This window comes from Candidatus Desulforudis audaxviator MP104C (assembly GCF_000018425.1).
GTDB classification, from domain to species: domain Bacteria; phylum Bacillota; class Desulfotomaculia; order Desulfotomaculales; family Desulforudaceae; genus Desulforudis; species Desulforudis audaxviator.
In genome coordinates this window covers 1,964,190-1,979,868 of the sequence record NC_010424.1, presented here as the reverse complement: position 1 = coordinate 1,979,868, position 15,679 = coordinate 1,964,190, and the positions used below count along the sequence as shown (strand labels likewise).

At 63.1% G+C, this 15,679-nt stretch carries 14 protein-coding genes and 1 tRNA gene; 12 read left to right on the top strand and 3 right to left on the bottom strand.

Annotation, left to right across the window (positions count from 1 at the left end):
* Window positions 1-27: 27 nt before the first annotated feature.
* On the bottom strand, window positions 28-2,538 hold the full coding sequence (locus DAUD_RS09505; protein ID WP_012302948.1) for a heavy metal translocating P-type ATPase: 2,511 nt from the start codon (window positions 2,536-2,538) through the stop codon (window positions 28-30).
* A 27-nt stretch (window positions 2,539-2,565) separates the two neighbouring features.
* Window positions 2,566-2,853, bottom strand: a complete 288-nt coding sequence (locus tag DAUD_RS09500) for an SHOCT domain-containing protein (protein ID WP_012302947.1) — start codon at window positions 2,851-2,853, stop codon at window positions 2,566-2,568.
* 181 nt (window positions 2,854-3,034) lie between these two features.
* On the opposite strand from DAUD_RS09500, the gene DAUD_RS09495 reads away from it, so the two are divergent.
* Window positions 3,035-4,237: a D-alanyl-D-alanine carboxypeptidase family protein gene (locus DAUD_RS09495; protein ID WP_012302946.1), complete on the top strand. Its 1,203-nt coding sequence runs from the start codon at window positions 3,035-3,037 to the stop codon at window positions 4,235-4,237.
* Here the strand turns inward: DAUD_RS09495 and DAUD_RS09490 are convergent.
* Window positions 4,234-5,148, bottom strand: a complete 915-nt coding sequence (locus DAUD_RS09490) for a Na/Pi cotransporter family protein (RefSeq protein WP_049752614.1) — start codon at window positions 5,146-5,148, stop codon at window positions 4,234-4,236. The two genes, DAUD_RS09495 and DAUD_RS09490, sit on opposite strands and share 4 nt — an antisense overlap.
* A 259-nt stretch (window positions 5,149-5,407) precedes the next feature.
* On the opposite strand from DAUD_RS09490, the gene DAUD_RS11700 reads away from it, so the two are divergent.
* The 11 genes from DAUD_RS11700 (at window position 5,408) to leuS (ending at window position 15,573) form a co-directional block, all read left to right on the top strand.
* A complete protein-coding gene (locus DAUD_RS11700; protein ID WP_012302943.1) occupies window positions 5,408-5,971 on the top strand; it encodes a Spo0B domain-containing protein in 564 nt (187 codons plus the stop codon).
* Window positions 5,972-5,975: 4 nt separating this feature from the next.
* Window positions 5,976-7,253, top strand: coding sequence for a GTPase ObgE (obgE, locus tag DAUD_RS09480; protein ID WP_012302942.1), 1,278 nt, complete (start codon window positions 5,976-5,978; stop codon window positions 7,251-7,253).
* 62 nt (window positions 7,254-7,315) lie between these two features.
* Entirely contained in the window at window positions 7,316-8,440 is a 1,125-nt protein-coding gene (gene proB / locus DAUD_RS09475; RefSeq protein WP_012302941.1) for a glutamate 5-kinase, read from the top strand.
* 17 nt (window positions 8,441-8,457) lie between these two features.
* A complete protein-coding gene (locus tag DAUD_RS09470) occupies window positions 8,458-8,976 on the top strand; it encodes an HIT family protein (RefSeq protein WP_012302940.1) in 519 nt (172 codons plus the stop codon).
* On the top strand, window positions 8,973-10,232 hold the full coding sequence (locus DAUD_RS09465; RefSeq protein ID WP_012302939.1) for a glutamate-5-semialdehyde dehydrogenase: 1,260 nt from the start codon (window positions 8,973-8,975) through the stop codon (window positions 10,230-10,232). Before DAUD_RS09470 ends, DAUD_RS09465 begins: the two co-directional genes overlap by 4 nt.
* A 21-nt stretch (window positions 10,233-10,253) precedes the next feature.
* The gene (locus DAUD_RS09460) at window positions 10,254-10,973 is read left to right on the top strand and encodes an N-acetylmuramoyl-L-alanine amidase (protein ID WP_012302938.1); all 720 of its coding nucleotides are present in this window, start codon (window positions 10,254-10,256) and stop codon (window positions 10,971-10,973) included.
* Window positions 10,974-11,066: 93 nt separating this feature from the next.
* Window positions 11,067-11,699: a nicotinate-nucleotide adenylyltransferase gene (nadD, locus tag DAUD_RS09455; RefSeq protein WP_012302937.1), complete on the top strand. Its 633-nt coding sequence runs from the start codon at window positions 11,067-11,069 to the stop codon at window positions 11,697-11,699.
* A 16-nt stretch (window positions 11,700-11,715) separates the two neighbouring features.
* Window positions 11,716-11,994, top strand: a complete 279-nt coding sequence (locus tag DAUD_RS09450; protein WP_456298430.1) for an RNA recognition motif domain-containing protein — start codon at window positions 11,716-11,718, stop codon at window positions 11,992-11,994.
* Between the two features lie 50 nt (window positions 11,995-12,044).
* A complete protein-coding gene (gene rsfS, locus DAUD_RS09445) occupies window positions 12,045-12,401 on the top strand; it encodes a ribosome silencing factor (RefSeq protein ID WP_012302935.1) in 357 nt (118 codons plus the stop codon).
* 46 nt (window positions 12,402-12,447) lie between these two features.
* Window positions 12,448-12,522: transfer RNA gene (locus tag DAUD_RS09440), tRNA-Ala, on the top strand.
* A 570-nt stretch (window positions 12,523-13,092) separates the two neighbouring features.
* Window positions 13,093-15,573: a leucine--tRNA ligase gene (gene leuS, locus DAUD_RS09435; RefSeq protein WP_012302934.1), complete on the top strand. Its 2,481-nt coding sequence runs from the start codon at window positions 13,093-13,095 to the stop codon at window positions 15,571-15,573.
* The last annotated feature ends 106 nt before the right edge of the window (window positions 15,574-15,679 follow it).

Here is a 15,679-nt window from a genome sequence, read left to right as displayed (position 1 = left end):
CGCCGAAAAAGGGGCCTGGCCCCTTTTTTAGGCAGGGGCGGGTTTGAACCAGCGCAGGCGGAGGGAGTTCAAGACGACGGAGATTGAGCTGAAGGCCATGGCCGCGGCCGCGAGCATGGGGTTCAGCAGGATGCCGTAGAAGGGATAGAACACCCCTGCCGCTACCGGGATGAGCACAATGTTGTAGGCGAAGGCCCAGAAAAGGTTTTGCTTGATCATTCCGATGGTGGCCTTCGACAGCTGAATGGCTTTGACCACGCCGCGCAAGTCCCCGGTGATCAGCGTCACGTCGGACGCTTCCATAGCCACGTCGGTGCCGGTACCGATGGCGATCCCCACGTTCGCCTGGGCCAGGGCCGGCGCATCGTTCAGACCGTCTCCGACCATGGCCACGATCTTCCCCTCTTCCTGAAGCCGCTTGACCTCCCGCGCCTTGTGTTCCGGCAGCACCTCCGCCAGCACCCGCTGGATGCCCGCTTTCCTGGCGACGGCTTCCGCCGTCCGGCGGTTGTCCCCCGTCATCATAATCACCTCGAGACCGAGCCTTCTCAACTCCCGGACCGCTTCGGCCGAATGCTCCTTTAGGGTATCGGCCACCGCCAGGACTCCGGCGGCCAGGCCGTCCACGGCCACGAATACGGGCGTTTTTCCCTCGTTCGACAGGCGCTGGACATCTTCTTCCAGGTCTCCGACGGCGACCTGCCGCTCGTCCATAAAAAGCCGGTTCCCGACCAGCAACGCGCGGCCGTCCACCCGAGCCTGCACGCCGCGGCCCGGGACGGCCTCGAACTCCTCCGGTTCGACCAAAACCAATCCCCGTTCCCTGGCGCCTGCCACGACCGCCTCTCCCAGCGGGTGCTCCGACCTGGACTCGACCGAAGCCACCCACCGCAAGAATTCCTCTTCCCCGAACCCCTCCCGCAGGACCACGTCGGTTAAAGCGGGCTTGCCCTCGGTCAGGGTGCCCGTCTTGTCAAACACAACCGCCTGCACGCGGTGGGCGGTCTCCAGGCTTTCGGTGCCCTTGAACAGGATCCCGTTTTCGGCGCCCACGCCGGTGCCGACCTGGATCGCGGTCGGGGTGGCCAAACCCAGGGCGCACGGGCAGGCGATGATCAGCACGGCGATAAAGGTGGTCAGCGCGAAAATGAAGGTCGGCGGGGGCCCGAAAAGGAACCAGAGCACGAAACTCAAAACGGCCGTGCCCACCACCGCCGGGACAAAATAGGCGGCGACCACGTCGACCAAGCGCTGGATGGGCGCTTTCGACCCCTGGGCTTCCTCCACCAGCCGGATGATCTGGGCGAGCACCGTATCTCGGCCCACCCGGGTCGCTTCAAAAGTGAAGGTGCCGGTCTTGTTGATGGTCGCCCCGACCACCTTGTCCCCGGCGCTCCTCTCGACGGGAAGGCTTTCCCCGGTCAGCATCGACTCGTCCAGGGTGGACCGCCCGGACACAATCACACCGTCCACCGGCACCCGCTCACCGGGGCGCACCAGGATCAGGTCGCCCACCTCCACATCGGCGACTGCAATGTCCACCTCCCGACCGTCCCGGATCACCCGGGCCGTTTTGGCCTGCAGCCCCATCAGTTTGCGGATCGCCTCCGAGGTCTTGCCCCGGGCCCGCGCCTCCAGCAGGCGGCCGAGCACGATCAGGGTGGTGATCACGGTGGCGACGTCGTAGTACAACTGGTAAGGAAAGCCCAGCCCGGTCAGAAAGTCCGGGAAAAGTGTCATGGCCGCACTGTACGTCCAGGCTGTGGTCGTGCCTAGGGCCACCAGCACGTTCATGTCCGCCGCGCCGTGGCGCAGCGCCGCGTAGGCGCCGGCGTAGAAGCGCCAGCCGGAACCGAACTGCACGGGCGCCGTCAAAAACAGGAGTACCAGCGGCGTGGTGAGGATGTGCGGCGCGAACCCGGCCCAGGGGGGGTACATGTGCGGCAGGCTGCCGATCAACACCACGGTGGTGAAAAAGGCTCCGACGGCAAAGTCCCAGGTCAGCCGGCGCATGCTCCGTTCCCGGGCGGCGCGCTCCCGGTCCTCGCCCGCCTGCGCCGCGAGGGCCTCCACCTGGTAGCCGGCGTCCCGTACGGCCTGCTCCAGCGCACGCACCGAGACGACCCCGGGATCGTAGTCCACCGTCGCTTTCTCCGTGGCCAGGTTGACCGCGGCGTGGTGCACGCCGCCGGTGCGGGAAAGGGCTTCCTCTAGCCGCCGCACGCACGAGGCGCAAGTCATGCCCCGCACAGGCAGAATCACCCGCGTGCTTTCGGCCGGCGCGGCCCGGTACCCGGCGGCGGACACGGCCGCCACCAACTCCGGAACCTTGACCCGGTCGGGCTCGTAGGTGACGGTGGCCTTCCCCGTGGCGAAGTTGACGGTGGCCTCCAGCACGCCCGGGACGCCCGCCAGCACCTGTTCGACGCGCCGGACGCACGAGGCGCAGGAGATACCTTCCACCCGGAGATCGAGCCTCCGGGTGGCGGCGGCCCCTCCTTCGCCGGGTACGGCAACGCCGCGGAGTTCTTCGGTCACACTTACGCCTCCAGTCCGGTTTGGGCTCTAGTCCTTTAAGTTTCGCTTGAGACGCGCGAATTCCTCGTTAGAAATCTCTCTTCGCTCCAGTTCCTCTTGGGCCGCGTTCAAGAGGTCTCCTTCGTTTTCCGCGGCCGGGCCGCGCCCGGGGCGTTTCCGTAAAACCCAGACGTAGGAAAGTCCGCCAGTCACAATCAAGATCAAAAGTACGTCCATCAGGAAACCGAAAAGACGAAAAGAACCCTTGAGCAGCGTGACCAGCACCAGCCCCGCCGCGACCGCCAGGCCCAACCAGCCGGCATACCGGATAAGCATCAGCACCTACTCCCGTTCAGCAGCCTTTTTTCTTCAGAATCCGGAGGTGTGTCCAAGAATTTGCCCTTATCGTTTCCCTGACTTGCGGCGCGCACTCATCGTGACTTCTTGCCTGCGCATATCTGTTCACAAGGCGGGACAACTCCGATATAATGGAAAAAACAAACTGTCTGGGAGAAGAATGAACAGCAGGATCTTTTATTTCTTAATCCTAATTCCACTTTGCTTTCTGCCGGCGGCCGGTGGCGCGCAGGCCGGGGAACCCGAGATCACGGGCGAAGCGGCGGTATTGATGGACCTGGACACCGGCCGGTTCCTGTACGAAAAGAACGCGGACCGGGTGATGTACCCGGCAAGCACCACTAAGATCCTCACCGCCTTAGTCGCCGTGCGGAATGGTTATGATCGTATGGACGACCGGGTCACGATGAGCGAAAATGCGGTTTACGCCGGCGGGTCGGCGATCTGGTCCGCCCCGGGTGAAGAGTTCAGCCTGGAGGAGTTGCTCTGGTCCGCCTTGCTCGGCTCGGCCAACGACGCCGCCACGGCGGTGGCCGAACACCTGTGCGGTTCGGTCGAGGAGTTCTCAGCCGCGATGAATGCGGAAGCCCGCCGGCTGGGGGCCTGGAACACTCACTTTGTCAATCCGCACGGCCTGCACGACGAACGGCACTACACGACCGCCCGGGATCTGGCCTTGATCGCCCGCGCCGCCCTCAACGAGCCCCTGATCCGGGAGATGGCCGGCACGAAAACATATCAGCTTTCCCGCGCCGACCCGGACGCGTTGAGTCTTCTGGTGAACACTAATAAGCTCCTCTGGCGTTACGAGGGGGCCATCGGGCTCAAGACCGGGTACACCTCTCAGGCCGGGCAATGCCTGGTGGCGGCCGCGGAGCGCAACGGGCGGACGGTGCTGGCCGTGGTGCTGAAAAGCGAAGGCAACAATATCTGGACCGATTCGATCGCCCTTTTGAACTATGGGTTTAACCGCTTCCGGGCTTTGGTCCCCGTGACCGAGGGGGACGCAATCTGCTCGGTGCCGGTGGTGTTCGGGGACGGCGAGGCCGTCTTGCGCGCCGGTTCCGGCCTGACCCACGTGGTGCCGGTGGACGAGCCCGCACCGGTGCGCTGGGAACTGCGCCTGAACCGGGAGTTGGTGGCGCCGCTGCGCGGTGGCGAACAAGTGGGAAGCCTCGTGGTGCACTGCGGGGGCGAAGAAATCGGACAGGTGCCGGTCCTGGTTGCCGCCGACGTCCCCCGCCTTTTCCATACCACCTGGTGGTATCGCGGGGGGCTGGTGCTTGGGGGCTTGTTCCTGCTGGTGGGGGGCTTGCGGTTTAGCATCCGGCGGAGCCGCGCCCGGTTCTACCGCCGCCGCTAGCTTTGGCAGGGTACCAGCCGGTCCAGGAAAGCGGCGAAGGGGTGGACGAACGGGAGAAAAGCCAGTGACGAGGCGGCGTTGAAGATGGTGTGGGCCATCGCTACCTGGCCCGGCAGCTCGGGGCTGGTGGCCGTGATCAGCCCGGCGAACTGGACCGTGAACGGCAGGACGGCCGCCGCTCCGGCCAGGTTTATCAGCAGGTGTGCCAGAGCGACCTTTTTGCCGGCCGGGGAACTGCCCAGGCTGGCCAGGATGGCCGTGAAACAGGTGCCGACATTGTTGCCCAGGATGAACGCTACGGCGGTGGGGAGGCCGAGCAGTTCCTCCCGGGCCAGGGCGATGATCAGGCCGGTACTGGTGGCGGAGGAGTGCAGGATTCCCGTAACCACGGCTCCGGCTGCCGCTGCACCCAGGTAATGGCCGCGCAGCCCGGACAAGAGGTCCACAAACCACGGCTCGTGAGCCCACGGGTCGAAGGCCAAGGGAAGGGCTTCCAGCCCCAGGAAGATGAGGCCGAAGCCGGTCAGGGCTCGGCCCGCGGACGACACCCTGGTTCCGCGGCCGGCCAGCCAGAGAATGCTGCCGGCGACGGCCGCCGGCAGAGCCGCGCATCCGATGTCCAGGGACATCAGCTGGACGGTGAGGCAGGTGCCCACGTTGGCGCCCAGGATGATGCCGATGGCCTGGGGCAGGGTCAGGACGCGGGCATGCACAAAACCGATGGTCAGCACCGAAACCGCCGTACTGCTCTGGACCAGCGCGGTGATGATAAGACCGGTCAGGGCGGCGGTGAAAGGGGTTCCGGCCAGGCGCAGCAAGGCCCGCCGCATTTTTCCCCGGGCCAGGTGTTCCAGACCGCCCTGCATCAAACGTAGCCCCGCAAGGAGTATGAAAAGCCCGGCCAGGAACACGAACAGCCCCGCCAGTCCTGATCACCCGCCGTTCTTAGGGCTTAAGATTGCAAACATCTGCGAAGAGAATACTTGGTCTGAGGTACCGGTAAGGCTTGCCGCAGTTTTGGTTCTGGTTCTTGTTTCTCATTCTGAATTCTGGATTCTGAATTCTGGTCTATCCAGGAAACTCTTCTTAAACACTATGAGCCGGCCCGGTCATACTTGCCCGACTGCACCGGATGTGCAGGAGAAAAGTCTTAGAAGGGAATGATGAGCTGTGTCGGAAGAGTTGCTGCGGTTCATCCGGAACTACAGCCACGACTTTCAAAACCACCTGCAGGTCATTTCGGGGCTGGCGCAGTTGAATAGAACCGAGCGCATCCGTGAATACATCGGACAGATATCGGGTCAGCTCAGGGAAATCACCAAAATCGCGGTCATCGACCCCCCGGAACTGGCAGCCGCCCTGCTTGCCTTCCAGCAGCAGGTGACCAGGTACGGGGTTCCCGTGTTGGTCGAAGTGCAGGCCGTGGCATCCGCAGAATGGCCGGCGGCGCCAGGGAACGAGGCGCCCTTGCGGCAGGCTTTCGGGGAACTTGGGGCCTTGATGGGTTTCCTCGAAGGGAGTACCGGGCCGGTGGCGCTGCAAGTGGCAAAAACCGAGGAGTACCTCATCTGTGACCTTGATCTGCCCCTTGCCGGGGGCATATCCGTTGCGGAACTGGAAAGAAACCTGGTGCCGGTCAACGGACTGCTCGAACCACTGGGCGCGCGGGCCGGCGTGGTCGAAACCGGCTTTGGTCTTCAGATCAGGCTTGAATTTCCCCGGGGGGAGGGATAACCGGTTGTTCAAGGACTACGCCAAAATACATGTCAAGGCTGGGGACGGCGGAAACGGCTGTGTCGCCTTCCGGCGTGAAAAGTACGTCCCCTACGGCGGCCCTTCGGGAGGGGACGGCGGCCGGGGCGGGCACGTTATCCTCCGGGCCGACGGCGGCCTGCGCACGCTGGTCGATTTCCGGTACCGCACCCACTACAAGGCCGGCCGGGGGACCCACGGCCAGGGCAAGAACATGCACGGGCGTAAGGGCGAGGACCTAGTCTTGCGGGTGCCGGTGGGCACGGAGGTTCGCCGGGCCGGAGACGCAACCCTGATGGCCGACCTCACGGTCGACGGGCAGGAGTACCGGGTGGCCCGCGGCGGCCGGGGCGGCCGGGGAAACGCCCGCTTTGCCGCCGCCAACCGCCGGGCACCCAGTTTTGCCGAGAAGGGTGAGCCCGGCGAGGAACTCTGGCTGGAACTGGAACTTAAACTTTTGGCCGACGTCGGGCTGGTCGGGTTCCCGAACGCCGGCAAGTCGACCATCATTTCGAAGGTGTCCGCGGCCCGGCCCAAGATCGCGGACTACCCCTTCACCACCCTGGAACCGCACCTGGGCGTGGTGCGCGTGGGCGAGGGCGAGAGCTTTGTACTGGCCGACATCCCCGGGCTGATCGAGGGCGCCCACCGGGGTGCCGGCCTGGGTCACCGGTTTTTGCGGCACGTGGAACGCACCCGGGTCCTGATCCACGTGGTTGATGTTTCCGGCCGCGAGGGCCGGGACCCGGTGGCCGATTTTGAGGCCATCAACCGGGAACTGGCCGCCTACGACCCCCGCCTGGCCGCCCGTCCGCAGCTGGTGGCGGCCAACAAAACCGACCTGCCCGGGGCGCGTGATAACGCCCGGCGCCTGGCGGAGGCCGCCGGCGGGCGTTACGAGGTGTTCGAGATCTCGGCGCTCACCGGTGAGGGCCTGGACCGGCTGATCTACCGGACTTACCGTTTGCTGGAGACCATCCCGGTGGAACCGGCGCCTGCCCCCATTGTTCCGGACGAGCGGGAGACGGATGTGACTCTGTTCCTGGTCGCCAGGGAGGGGAACACCTACGTGGTGGAAGGAGAAGGGATTGAGCGCCGGGTGGCGATGACCGACCTGGATAACCCGGAGGCCGTGCAGCACCTGCAGGAACTGCTCGTCCGAATTGGAGTGGAGGACGCCCTGCGGGCGGAAGGAATCAGGCCGGGCGACAACGTCCGCATCGGCCGGTTTGAATTCGAGTACAGCGAGAACCCTACCGGTTAACGTCGGAATATGCTATTCTTTTAGAATAATCCTAAGTAAAGAGAGAAGTGAGCAAAAAGAGCGTGGAGAGGGCGGACTTCAAAGAATTCAAGCGGCTGGTGGTCAAGGTCGGCACCAGTTCGCTGACTTACGAGACCGGCAAGCTGAACCTCGCCGCCATGGAGATTCTGGTGCGGCAGCTGGCCGACCTGCACAACCAGGGCCGGGAAGTGATCCTGGTCACCTCGGGCGCTATCGGGGCCGGGTCCGGGAAACTCGGACTCCGGCGGCCGCCCCGCACCATTCCCGAAAAACAGGCTTGTGCCGCCGTGGGACAGGGAGTATTGCTGCACATGTACGAGAAGTTCCTGGCCGAGTACGGCATCACCGCCGGCCAGGTCCTGCTCACCAGGGAGGACTTTTCGGTCCGCCGGCGGTTTTTAAACGCCCGGAACACTCTCACGAGCCTGCTGCAGTTCGGGGTGGTGCCGATCATCAACGAAAACGACACGGTGGCGGTGGACGAGATCAAGCTCGGCGACAACGACCACCTGGCCGCCCTGGTGGCCGGGCTGATGGACGCCGACCTCTTGCTGATGCTCACCGACACCGATGGCCTGTATACCGCCGATCCCCGCAACGATCCGGAAGCCCGCCTGATTCACTGGGTGGACGAGATCACCCCGGACGTCGAGAAGCTGGCGGGAACCGCCGGCAGTCGGCACGGCACCGGTGGGATGGTCACCAAGTTGCAGGCGGCCCGAATTGCCACCCATTCCGGAGTGGTCACCGTTATTGCCCGGTCTTCGGTGGAGAACGTGATGCGCCGCGTCCTGGACGGGGAGGAAGTCGGCACCGTCTTCCAGGCGGTGCCACGCCGCATGGAGATGCGCAAGCAGTGGATCGCTTACGGCGCTTCGGTTGCCGGGAAGATCACGGTGGACGCCGGCGCGGCCCAGGCCCTGCGCGAAAAGGGCAAAAGTCTCTTGCCCTCGGGGGTTGTGGCGGTGGAGGGCCGGTTCGGAATGGGCCAGATGGTCAGCATCGTCGATCCGGCCGGGACGGAGATCGCCCGCGGGCTGACCAACTACTCGGCCGCGGAAATCGAGCGCATCAAAGGCTGCAAGACCGCCGCCGTACCCGAGATCCTCGGTTACCGGCACTTTGACGAGATCGTGCACCGGAATAACATGGTACTCAAGCTCTAAGACGGAGGTGTGGCTTATTGGATAAACTGTGGGCGCCGTGGCGGAGCCGGTACGTTACCGGGGCGGCGAAAGATCCGAACCCGGAGTGCATCTTCTGCCAGAAACTGCATGACGATCCGAAACGGGACGCTCCGAATTATCTTCTCACCCGGACCGAGAACTGCTTCGTCATTCTGAACCTTTTCCCCTACAACAACGGCCATTTGCTCGTCGCTCCCAAACGGCACGTTGGGGACATTGAGGAACTGGCCGCAGAAGAGATGCTCGAACTGTTCGAAGTGACGCGCTGGATGGTGGAGGTACTGCGCCGGGCCTTCCAGCCGGACGGGTTCAACATCGGGATCAATGTGGGCCGCGTGGCCGGCGCCGGCATCCCGGGGCACTTCCATATCCACATCGTGCCGCGGTGGAACGGGGACACGAACTTCATGCCGGTGCTCGGGGACGTCAAAGTGATCTCCGAGGCGCTGGACGACTCCTACCGGAAACTGCGCGCCGGCTTGGAGGAAACAAGAGCGAGGGAGGAAGACCAATGAGCGATTCCATTACCCAGGCGGTGGTCGACAAGGCGGTTCGGGCCCGGGATGCTTCCCGGAAGCTGGCCTACCTGTCCACCAGCGTGAAAAACGAGGCGCTGGCCGCAATGGCCCAAGCCCTGATCGACGAGGCGCCGGTCATTCTGGAGGCGAACGCGAAAGACATTGCAGCCGGTGAAGCACGGGGTCTTTCCAAGGCCCTGCTGGACCGGTTGCTCTTGAACGAGGCCCGCATCCGGGACATGGCCGGCGGGCTAGACGTGATCATCAACCTGCCCGACCCGGTGGGTGAGGTGTTTGACATGGTCACCCGCCCCAACGGTCTGCAGGTCGGAAAGATGCGGGTGCCGCTCGGGGTGATCGGCATGATCTACGAGGCCCGCCCCAACGTCACCGTCGACGCCGCCGGGCTCTGCCTGAAGGCGGGCAACGCCGTCCTGCTCCGGGGCGGGACCGAGGCGATCCACTCCAACACCACCATCGCCCGGATCATCGCCGCGGCGGCGGCCGCCGCCGGCATTCCCGAAGGGGCGATCGAATTCATCGAGCTAACCGACCGGGCGGCGGTGAACACCATGCTGAAACTGAACGACTACCTGGACGTGGTCATTCCCCGGGGCGGCAAGGCCCTGAAGCAGGCCGTGATCGCCAACGCCACCGTGCCGGTGATCGAGACCGGAATGGGCAACTGCCATGTTTTCGTCGACCGGGAGGCCGACCTGGAGATGGCGGCCCGGATCGTGATCAACGCCAAGTGCCAACGCCCCGGCGTGTGCAATGCCGCCGAGACCCTGCTGGTGGACGCGCCGGTCGCGGCCGCGTTTCTGCCGGGAATCCTGGAGCAGTTGAAGGAGCGGGGCGTGGAGATCCGGGGCTGCCCCCGGACGCGGGAGCTGGCACCCTGGGTGGTCCCGGCGACCGACGAGGACTGGGACACCGAGTACCTGGACCTGATTCTGGCCGTGCGGGTGGTGGACGGGCTCGAGGAGGCCGTGGACCACATCTTCCGGTGGGGCACTAAGCACTCGGAGGCGATCGTGACCGAGAACTACACCCGGGCGCGCCGTTTCCTGAGGGAGGTGGACGCGGCCGCGGTGTACGTGAACGCTTCGACCCGGTTCACCGATGGCGGCGTATTCGGCTTCGGCGCCGAACTTGGCATCTCCACCCAGAAGCTCCACGCCCGGGGACCGATGGGTTTGAAAGACCTGACCTCCACCAAGTACATCATCTTTGGTGACGGCCAGACCCGGTAGTTGGACCCCCTGAGTGACGTTATGGATAGATGTTCCATATACTGTCGCCAGGGGGGATTCCATAATGCTGGTATTTATCGATCCGGGCACGGGGGCGAGGAGCCGGATGCCGTTTCCGGGGATCTCCTGGAAAAACACCTGAACCTGCAGATCACTCTTGAACTGAACACCGCCTTGCGGTGCAACTACCTGGTGGACACGGTCCTGACCCGTACCGTGGACACCACGGTGTCTCTCTACGACCGGGTTCGCCGGGCGAACGCCGCCTGCGCCGATCTTTTTGTGTCGGTACACGTGAACGCCGGGGGAGGAACCGGTTTCGAGAGTTTCATTCACCCCCAGGCGCCGGAGAAAACCCGCGGCATACGGCGGGCAATCCACACGGAGGCGATGAGTTTTCTCCGCATCCACAGTGTCACTGACCGGGGGATGAAGACGGCCGGCTTCTACGTATTACGCGCGACAAGTATGCCCGCGGTTTTGCTGGAGACCTTGTTTATCGACCACCCTGTGGACGCGCAACGCCTCCGCGACCGGGTTTTCATTGCCCGGTACGCCCACGCGGTGGCCCGGGGTGTGGGCAAGGCCTTGCAGCTGCCGGCCCGGGATCCATTCCGGGACGCGGAGAAGGATGCCCTGATTCTGGTACTGGAGACCGAGGTCCAAAGGCTGCAGGGCGAGGTGGACCGGTTGCGGGGTGCTTTGAGGCGGATTCACAACACCGCCCTGGAGGTGCTTTAGTAACCTCTAGATGCCTAAACATCGAAATCGCTTGCATTTTCCGGGATTAACCATTATAATTGTCCCAACCCAATACGGGTCGAGGTATCGAGTATGAAGCTGGGAGTAATGGGCGGGACTTTTGATCCCGTTCATTACGGTCACCTGGTGGTGGCCGAGGGTGTCCGTTACGAATACCGGTTGGACAAAGTGATCTTTGTTCCTGCCGGGCGGCCCCCGCACAAAGCGGACCGCCCGATGTCCGGTCCCGAACATCGCCTGACCATTACGGCCCTAGCCATAGCTTCAAACCCCTATTTCGAAGTATCGGATCTTGAAATAAAGCGGCCGGGTCTTTCGTATACGTACGACACCATCCGGGAATTGCAAAGCCTGTACCGCCCGGAGGTCGTTTATTTCATCACCGGTGCCGACGCAGTTCTGGAACTCCTGTCGTGGCACCGGATCCGGGAATTGTTGGCGATGTGCCGTTTCATCGCCGCCACGCGGCCAGGGTACAACCTTGAAAACCTGACCGTGAAACTCAAGCTGTTGCCCGCCTCCCTGGTGGAGCGGATCGTGCCGGTCGAGGTGCCGGCGCTGGCGATTTCCTCTTCTGATATCCGGCGGCGGGTGAGCGAGGGCAGACCGATCAAATACTTGCTTCCGGAGGGGGTGGAAGAGTACGTTTTGAGCACCGGTCTTTATCGACAAGGATTGCATCAGGAGACATCCTTTTGCAAATAATATGGAACAAAGTGAGGTGAGAGTATTGGTGCGAACCCTGTACGTAGGTAATCTGCCCTGGGGCACGAAGGCCGAAGATTTGGATGAGGCTTTCGGAGCTTACGGCGAAGTGGTTTCCAGTCGCATCATCACCGACCGGCAGACGGGCCGCTCCCGTGGCTTCGGCTTTGTGGAGGTTAAGGACGAAGATGCCGAGACGATGATCAACGCCCTGAACGGAACCGAGTTCGGCGGTCGAATCATCACGGTGAACGAAGCCCGTGCCAGAGACGACAATAATGAAAGACGCTTCTAGGGCGTAGAACCCGCTGCGGCATTGCAGACCAAGTGCCGAGGAGGAATGGCATGTCGTTGAGTCCCCGGACCCTGGTTGAAGCGGCGGTGCGGGCGGCGGGGGAAAAAAGAGGCGACGACATACTGGTTCTTGATATCAGTGGTCTCACGGTATTAAGCGACTACTTCGTGCTGGTCAGTGGCCGTTCCACCACCCATGTCAAGGCCATCGCCGATCACATCCGGGAGAAACTTGGCGAGCTGGGCGCAAAGGCGCCCCGGTTGGAAGGATACCGGGAGGGTCTCTGGATCCTGCTGGACTACAGGGATGTCGTGGTGCACGTTTTCACGCAGAGCGAACGGGACTTTTATAATTTGGAACGCCTCTGGGGAGACGCGCCGGTGGTCCGTTTGCCGGTTACCCTCTAGTGCGATTGACTTTTGTATTGCTTTGTCTTATACTGATTTTTGTGATGGGGCTGTGGCGCAGTGGGAGCGCGCTACCTTGGCATGGTAGAGGCCGCGGGTTCAATCCCCGCCAGCTCCACCATTACAAAAAAGACTTGAAGCCTCTCATCTTGGCCGGGGTGAGGGCTTTTTGATTGAGAATTCAGAATCAAAATAAAAATAGGGGAACCAAGAATATAGAATTCAGAATCCGGAATAAGGGTAACCGAAGAACCGGAGAATGCGGGAGAGAATACGGGAGTAGGAGGGGACGGCGCGTTCCGTATGGGAGCGCTTTTTTAATTCCACCCTTCTTACAGTAGTCGGAATAATAGAGTATGAGATACAGGAGTCGGAATACGAAAGGTAGAATACAGAGAGAATCCGGTATAAGAGCGGCAGCGGTGGGCGGACTTCCACGCCAAGGCCTGGGTACCGAATTCAGATATCATACACAACCAGGGTATACGGCCGACGGACTGCGCAACTGCCGCAGAACCGGACGTACTTGTGCACCTCTGTTTCCACTGTACTTTACACGTATACGGTGGTGGAAAACGGACCAAGTGCCATGCTGTTGGCTCTACTCTGAATCGATTCCTGGCTCCTAACTCCTGAATTCTGGATTCTGAATTCTATATTCTATATTCTATCCCCAACGGAGGTTCGCCGGGTGGAAGAGAAGTACGTTTTCGCCGAGATTGAAGAGAAACTGCGCCGCAGGTGGGAAACCGAGGGCATCTATCATGTGCCGGACTTTTCGAACCGTCCCAAGTACTACTGCCTGGAGATGTTCCCCTACCCTTCGGGAAACTTGCATATGGGACACGTGCGCAACTACGCCATCGGCGACGTGGTGGCCCGTTTCAAGACGATGCGCGGCTACGACGTTCTGCACCCCATGGGCTGGGACGCCTTCGGGCTGCCGGCGGAGAACGCGGCCATTCAACACGGCGTCCCCCCGGCCAGGTGGACCTGGGACAACATCAACGTCATGCGCACCCAGCTCAAGCTCCTGGGTGTGAGTTACGACTGGCGCCGGGAGCTCGCAACCTGTCACCCGGGGTATTACCGGTGGACGCAGTGGCTCTTCCTGCAGTTCTACCACCGGGGCCTGGCTTACAAGGCCAAGGCGCCGGTCAACTGGTGCCCTTCCTGCGCCACAGTGCTGGCCAACGAGCAAGTGGTGGCCGGGGGCTGCGAGCGGTGCAAGACTGCCGTTGAACGGCGCGAACTGGAACAGTGGTTCTTCCGGATCACCGCCTACGCCGACCGCCTCCTGAAAGACCTGGCGAAGCTCCCGGGTTGGCCGGAGAAGGTGAAAGTCATGCAGGAGAACTGGATCGGCCGCAGCACCGGCGCCGAGATCGCCTTCCCGCTGGCGGGGACGGACGAGGCGATCCGGGTCTTCACCACCCGCCCGGACACGCTGGGCGGGGTGACCTATATGACCATCGCTCCCGAGCACCCGCTGGTGTCTAGGGTGACCACCCCCGAGCACCGGGCCGCGGTGGAAGCCTTCACCGAGCGGGCGCGGAGCTTAAGCGAGCTGGATCGCACGGCGGGAGAACATGAAAAGGAGGGCCTTTTCACCGGCGCATACTGTGTGAACCCTCTCACCGGGGAGCAGGTGCCGGTGTTCGTGGCCAACTACGTGCTGATGGAATACGGGACCGGCTGCGTGATGGGTGTCCCGGCCCACGACCAGCGGGACTTTGAATTCGCGCGCAAGTACGGACTCCCGGTCCGGGTGGTCATCCAGCCGGAGGGGGATCTTCTGGACGGGGACACCATGTCCCAGGCCTACACCGGGCCGGGGCGTCTGGTGAACACTCCGGGCTTTGACCGGATGGCGAACGCGGAGGCGATTCCGGCTATCACCCGGTACCTGGAGGCCCGCGGCGCGGCCCGGTTTCAGGTGCAGTACCGCCTGCGCGACTGGCTGATTTCCCGCCAGCGGTACTGGGGGGCGCCGATCCCGATCGTGTACTGTGAGGGGTGCGGCGTGGTGCCGGTGCCCGAGGAAGGGCTCCCGGTGCTCCTGCCCGAGGACGTGGCTTTCAAGCCGACCGGGCGGTCCCCCCTGACTGAGTCACCGGACTTCGTGAACACCACCTGCCCTACGTGCGGCGGGCCGGCCCGGCGGGAAACCGACACCATGGACACCTTTATGTGTTCGTCCTGGTACTACTTCCGGTTCACCAGTCCCCGGGAGGAAAACGGGCCGTGGGGGTTGGAGCGGGTCGACCGCTGGCTGCCGGTGGACCAGTACATCGGCGGGGTGGAGCACGCCATCCTGCACCTGATGTACTCGCGCTTTTTCACCAAGGTACTGTACGATATGGGCCTGGTGAAGGTCCAGGAACCATTTACCAACTTGCTTACTCAGGGCATGGTCTTGAAGGACGGGGCCAAGATGTCCAAGTCCAAGGGGAACGTGGTCAGCCCGGAAGACATCCTCAACCGGTACGGGGCCGACACCACCAGGCTGTTCGTTCTTTTCGCCGCCCCGCCCGAGCGCGACCTGGAGTGGTCCGACCAGGGCGTGGAGGGTTGCTACCGCTTCCTGCAGCGGGTCTGGCGGCTGGTGAACTCTGTGGCGGACGAAATCCGGGGGGCGGCGCCCGTGCCGTCGGCCAACCTGGTCGGGGTGAACCGGAGCATGCGCCGGCTGACCCACCAGACCATCAAGAAAGTGACCGAGGACATCGAAACCCGCTTCAACTTCAACACGGCTATCAGCGCGGCGATGGAGTTGGTCAACGGGATGTACCACTTCCGCGACCGGGTGGCGCCGGTAAACCGGGACCCGGCCGTCATGCGGGAGGCGGTGGAGCGACTGTTGCTCCTGCTGGCGCCGTTTGCCCCGTTCCTGGCCGACGAGCTGTGGGCGCGCACGGGGCATCCGGAGAGCATCCACCGGGAGCCCTGGCCGGAATACGACCCTGAGCTTCTGGTCGAGGACCAGGTGGAGATCGTGGTTCAGATCAACGGGCGGGTGCGCGACCGCCTGATGGTCGCGGCCGACATCGCCCCGGAAGCGATGCGGGACACTGTGCTGGAACAGCCCCGGGTTCAGGCGCTGGTAGCGGGGAAAGAGATCGTCAAGGTCGTGCCGGTGCCCGGCAAACTCGTCAACATTGTCGTCCGTTAATACGGTGAACATATGGGACTGAATGCGAGCTTGAGAAGCGACGTCCCTTTGACCCCTAACTTGCAGGAGAACCGGGGACCTGTGAAAAAGGGTCTGCGCGGGGGGA

Excerpts from the sequence above, each read along its gene's own strand:
- nadD (WP_012302937.1), top strand. The coding sequence starts at position 11,067 with ATGAAGCTGGGAGTAATGGGCGGGACTTTTGATCCCGTTCATTACGGT.
- DAUD_RS09460 (WP_012302938.1), top strand. The coding sequence starts at position 10,254 with ATGGATAGATGTTCCATATACTGTCGCCAGGGGGGATTCCATAATGCT.
- rsfS (WP_012302935.1), top strand. The coding sequence starts at position 12,045 with ATGTCGTTGAGTCCCCGGACCCTGGTTGAAGCGGCGGTGCGGGCGGCG.
- DAUD_RS09500 (WP_012302947.1), bottom strand. The coding sequence starts at position 2,853 with ATGCTTATCCGGTATGCCGGCTGGTTGGGCCTGGCGGTCGCGGCGGGG.
- DAUD_RS09495 (WP_012302946.1), top strand. The coding sequence starts at position 3,035 with ATGAACAGCAGGATCTTTTATTTCTTAATCCTAATTCCACTTTGCTTT.
- DAUD_RS09465 (WP_012302939.1), top strand. The coding sequence starts at position 8,973 with ATGAGCGATTCCATTACCCAGGCGGTGGTCGACAAGGCGGTTCGGGCC.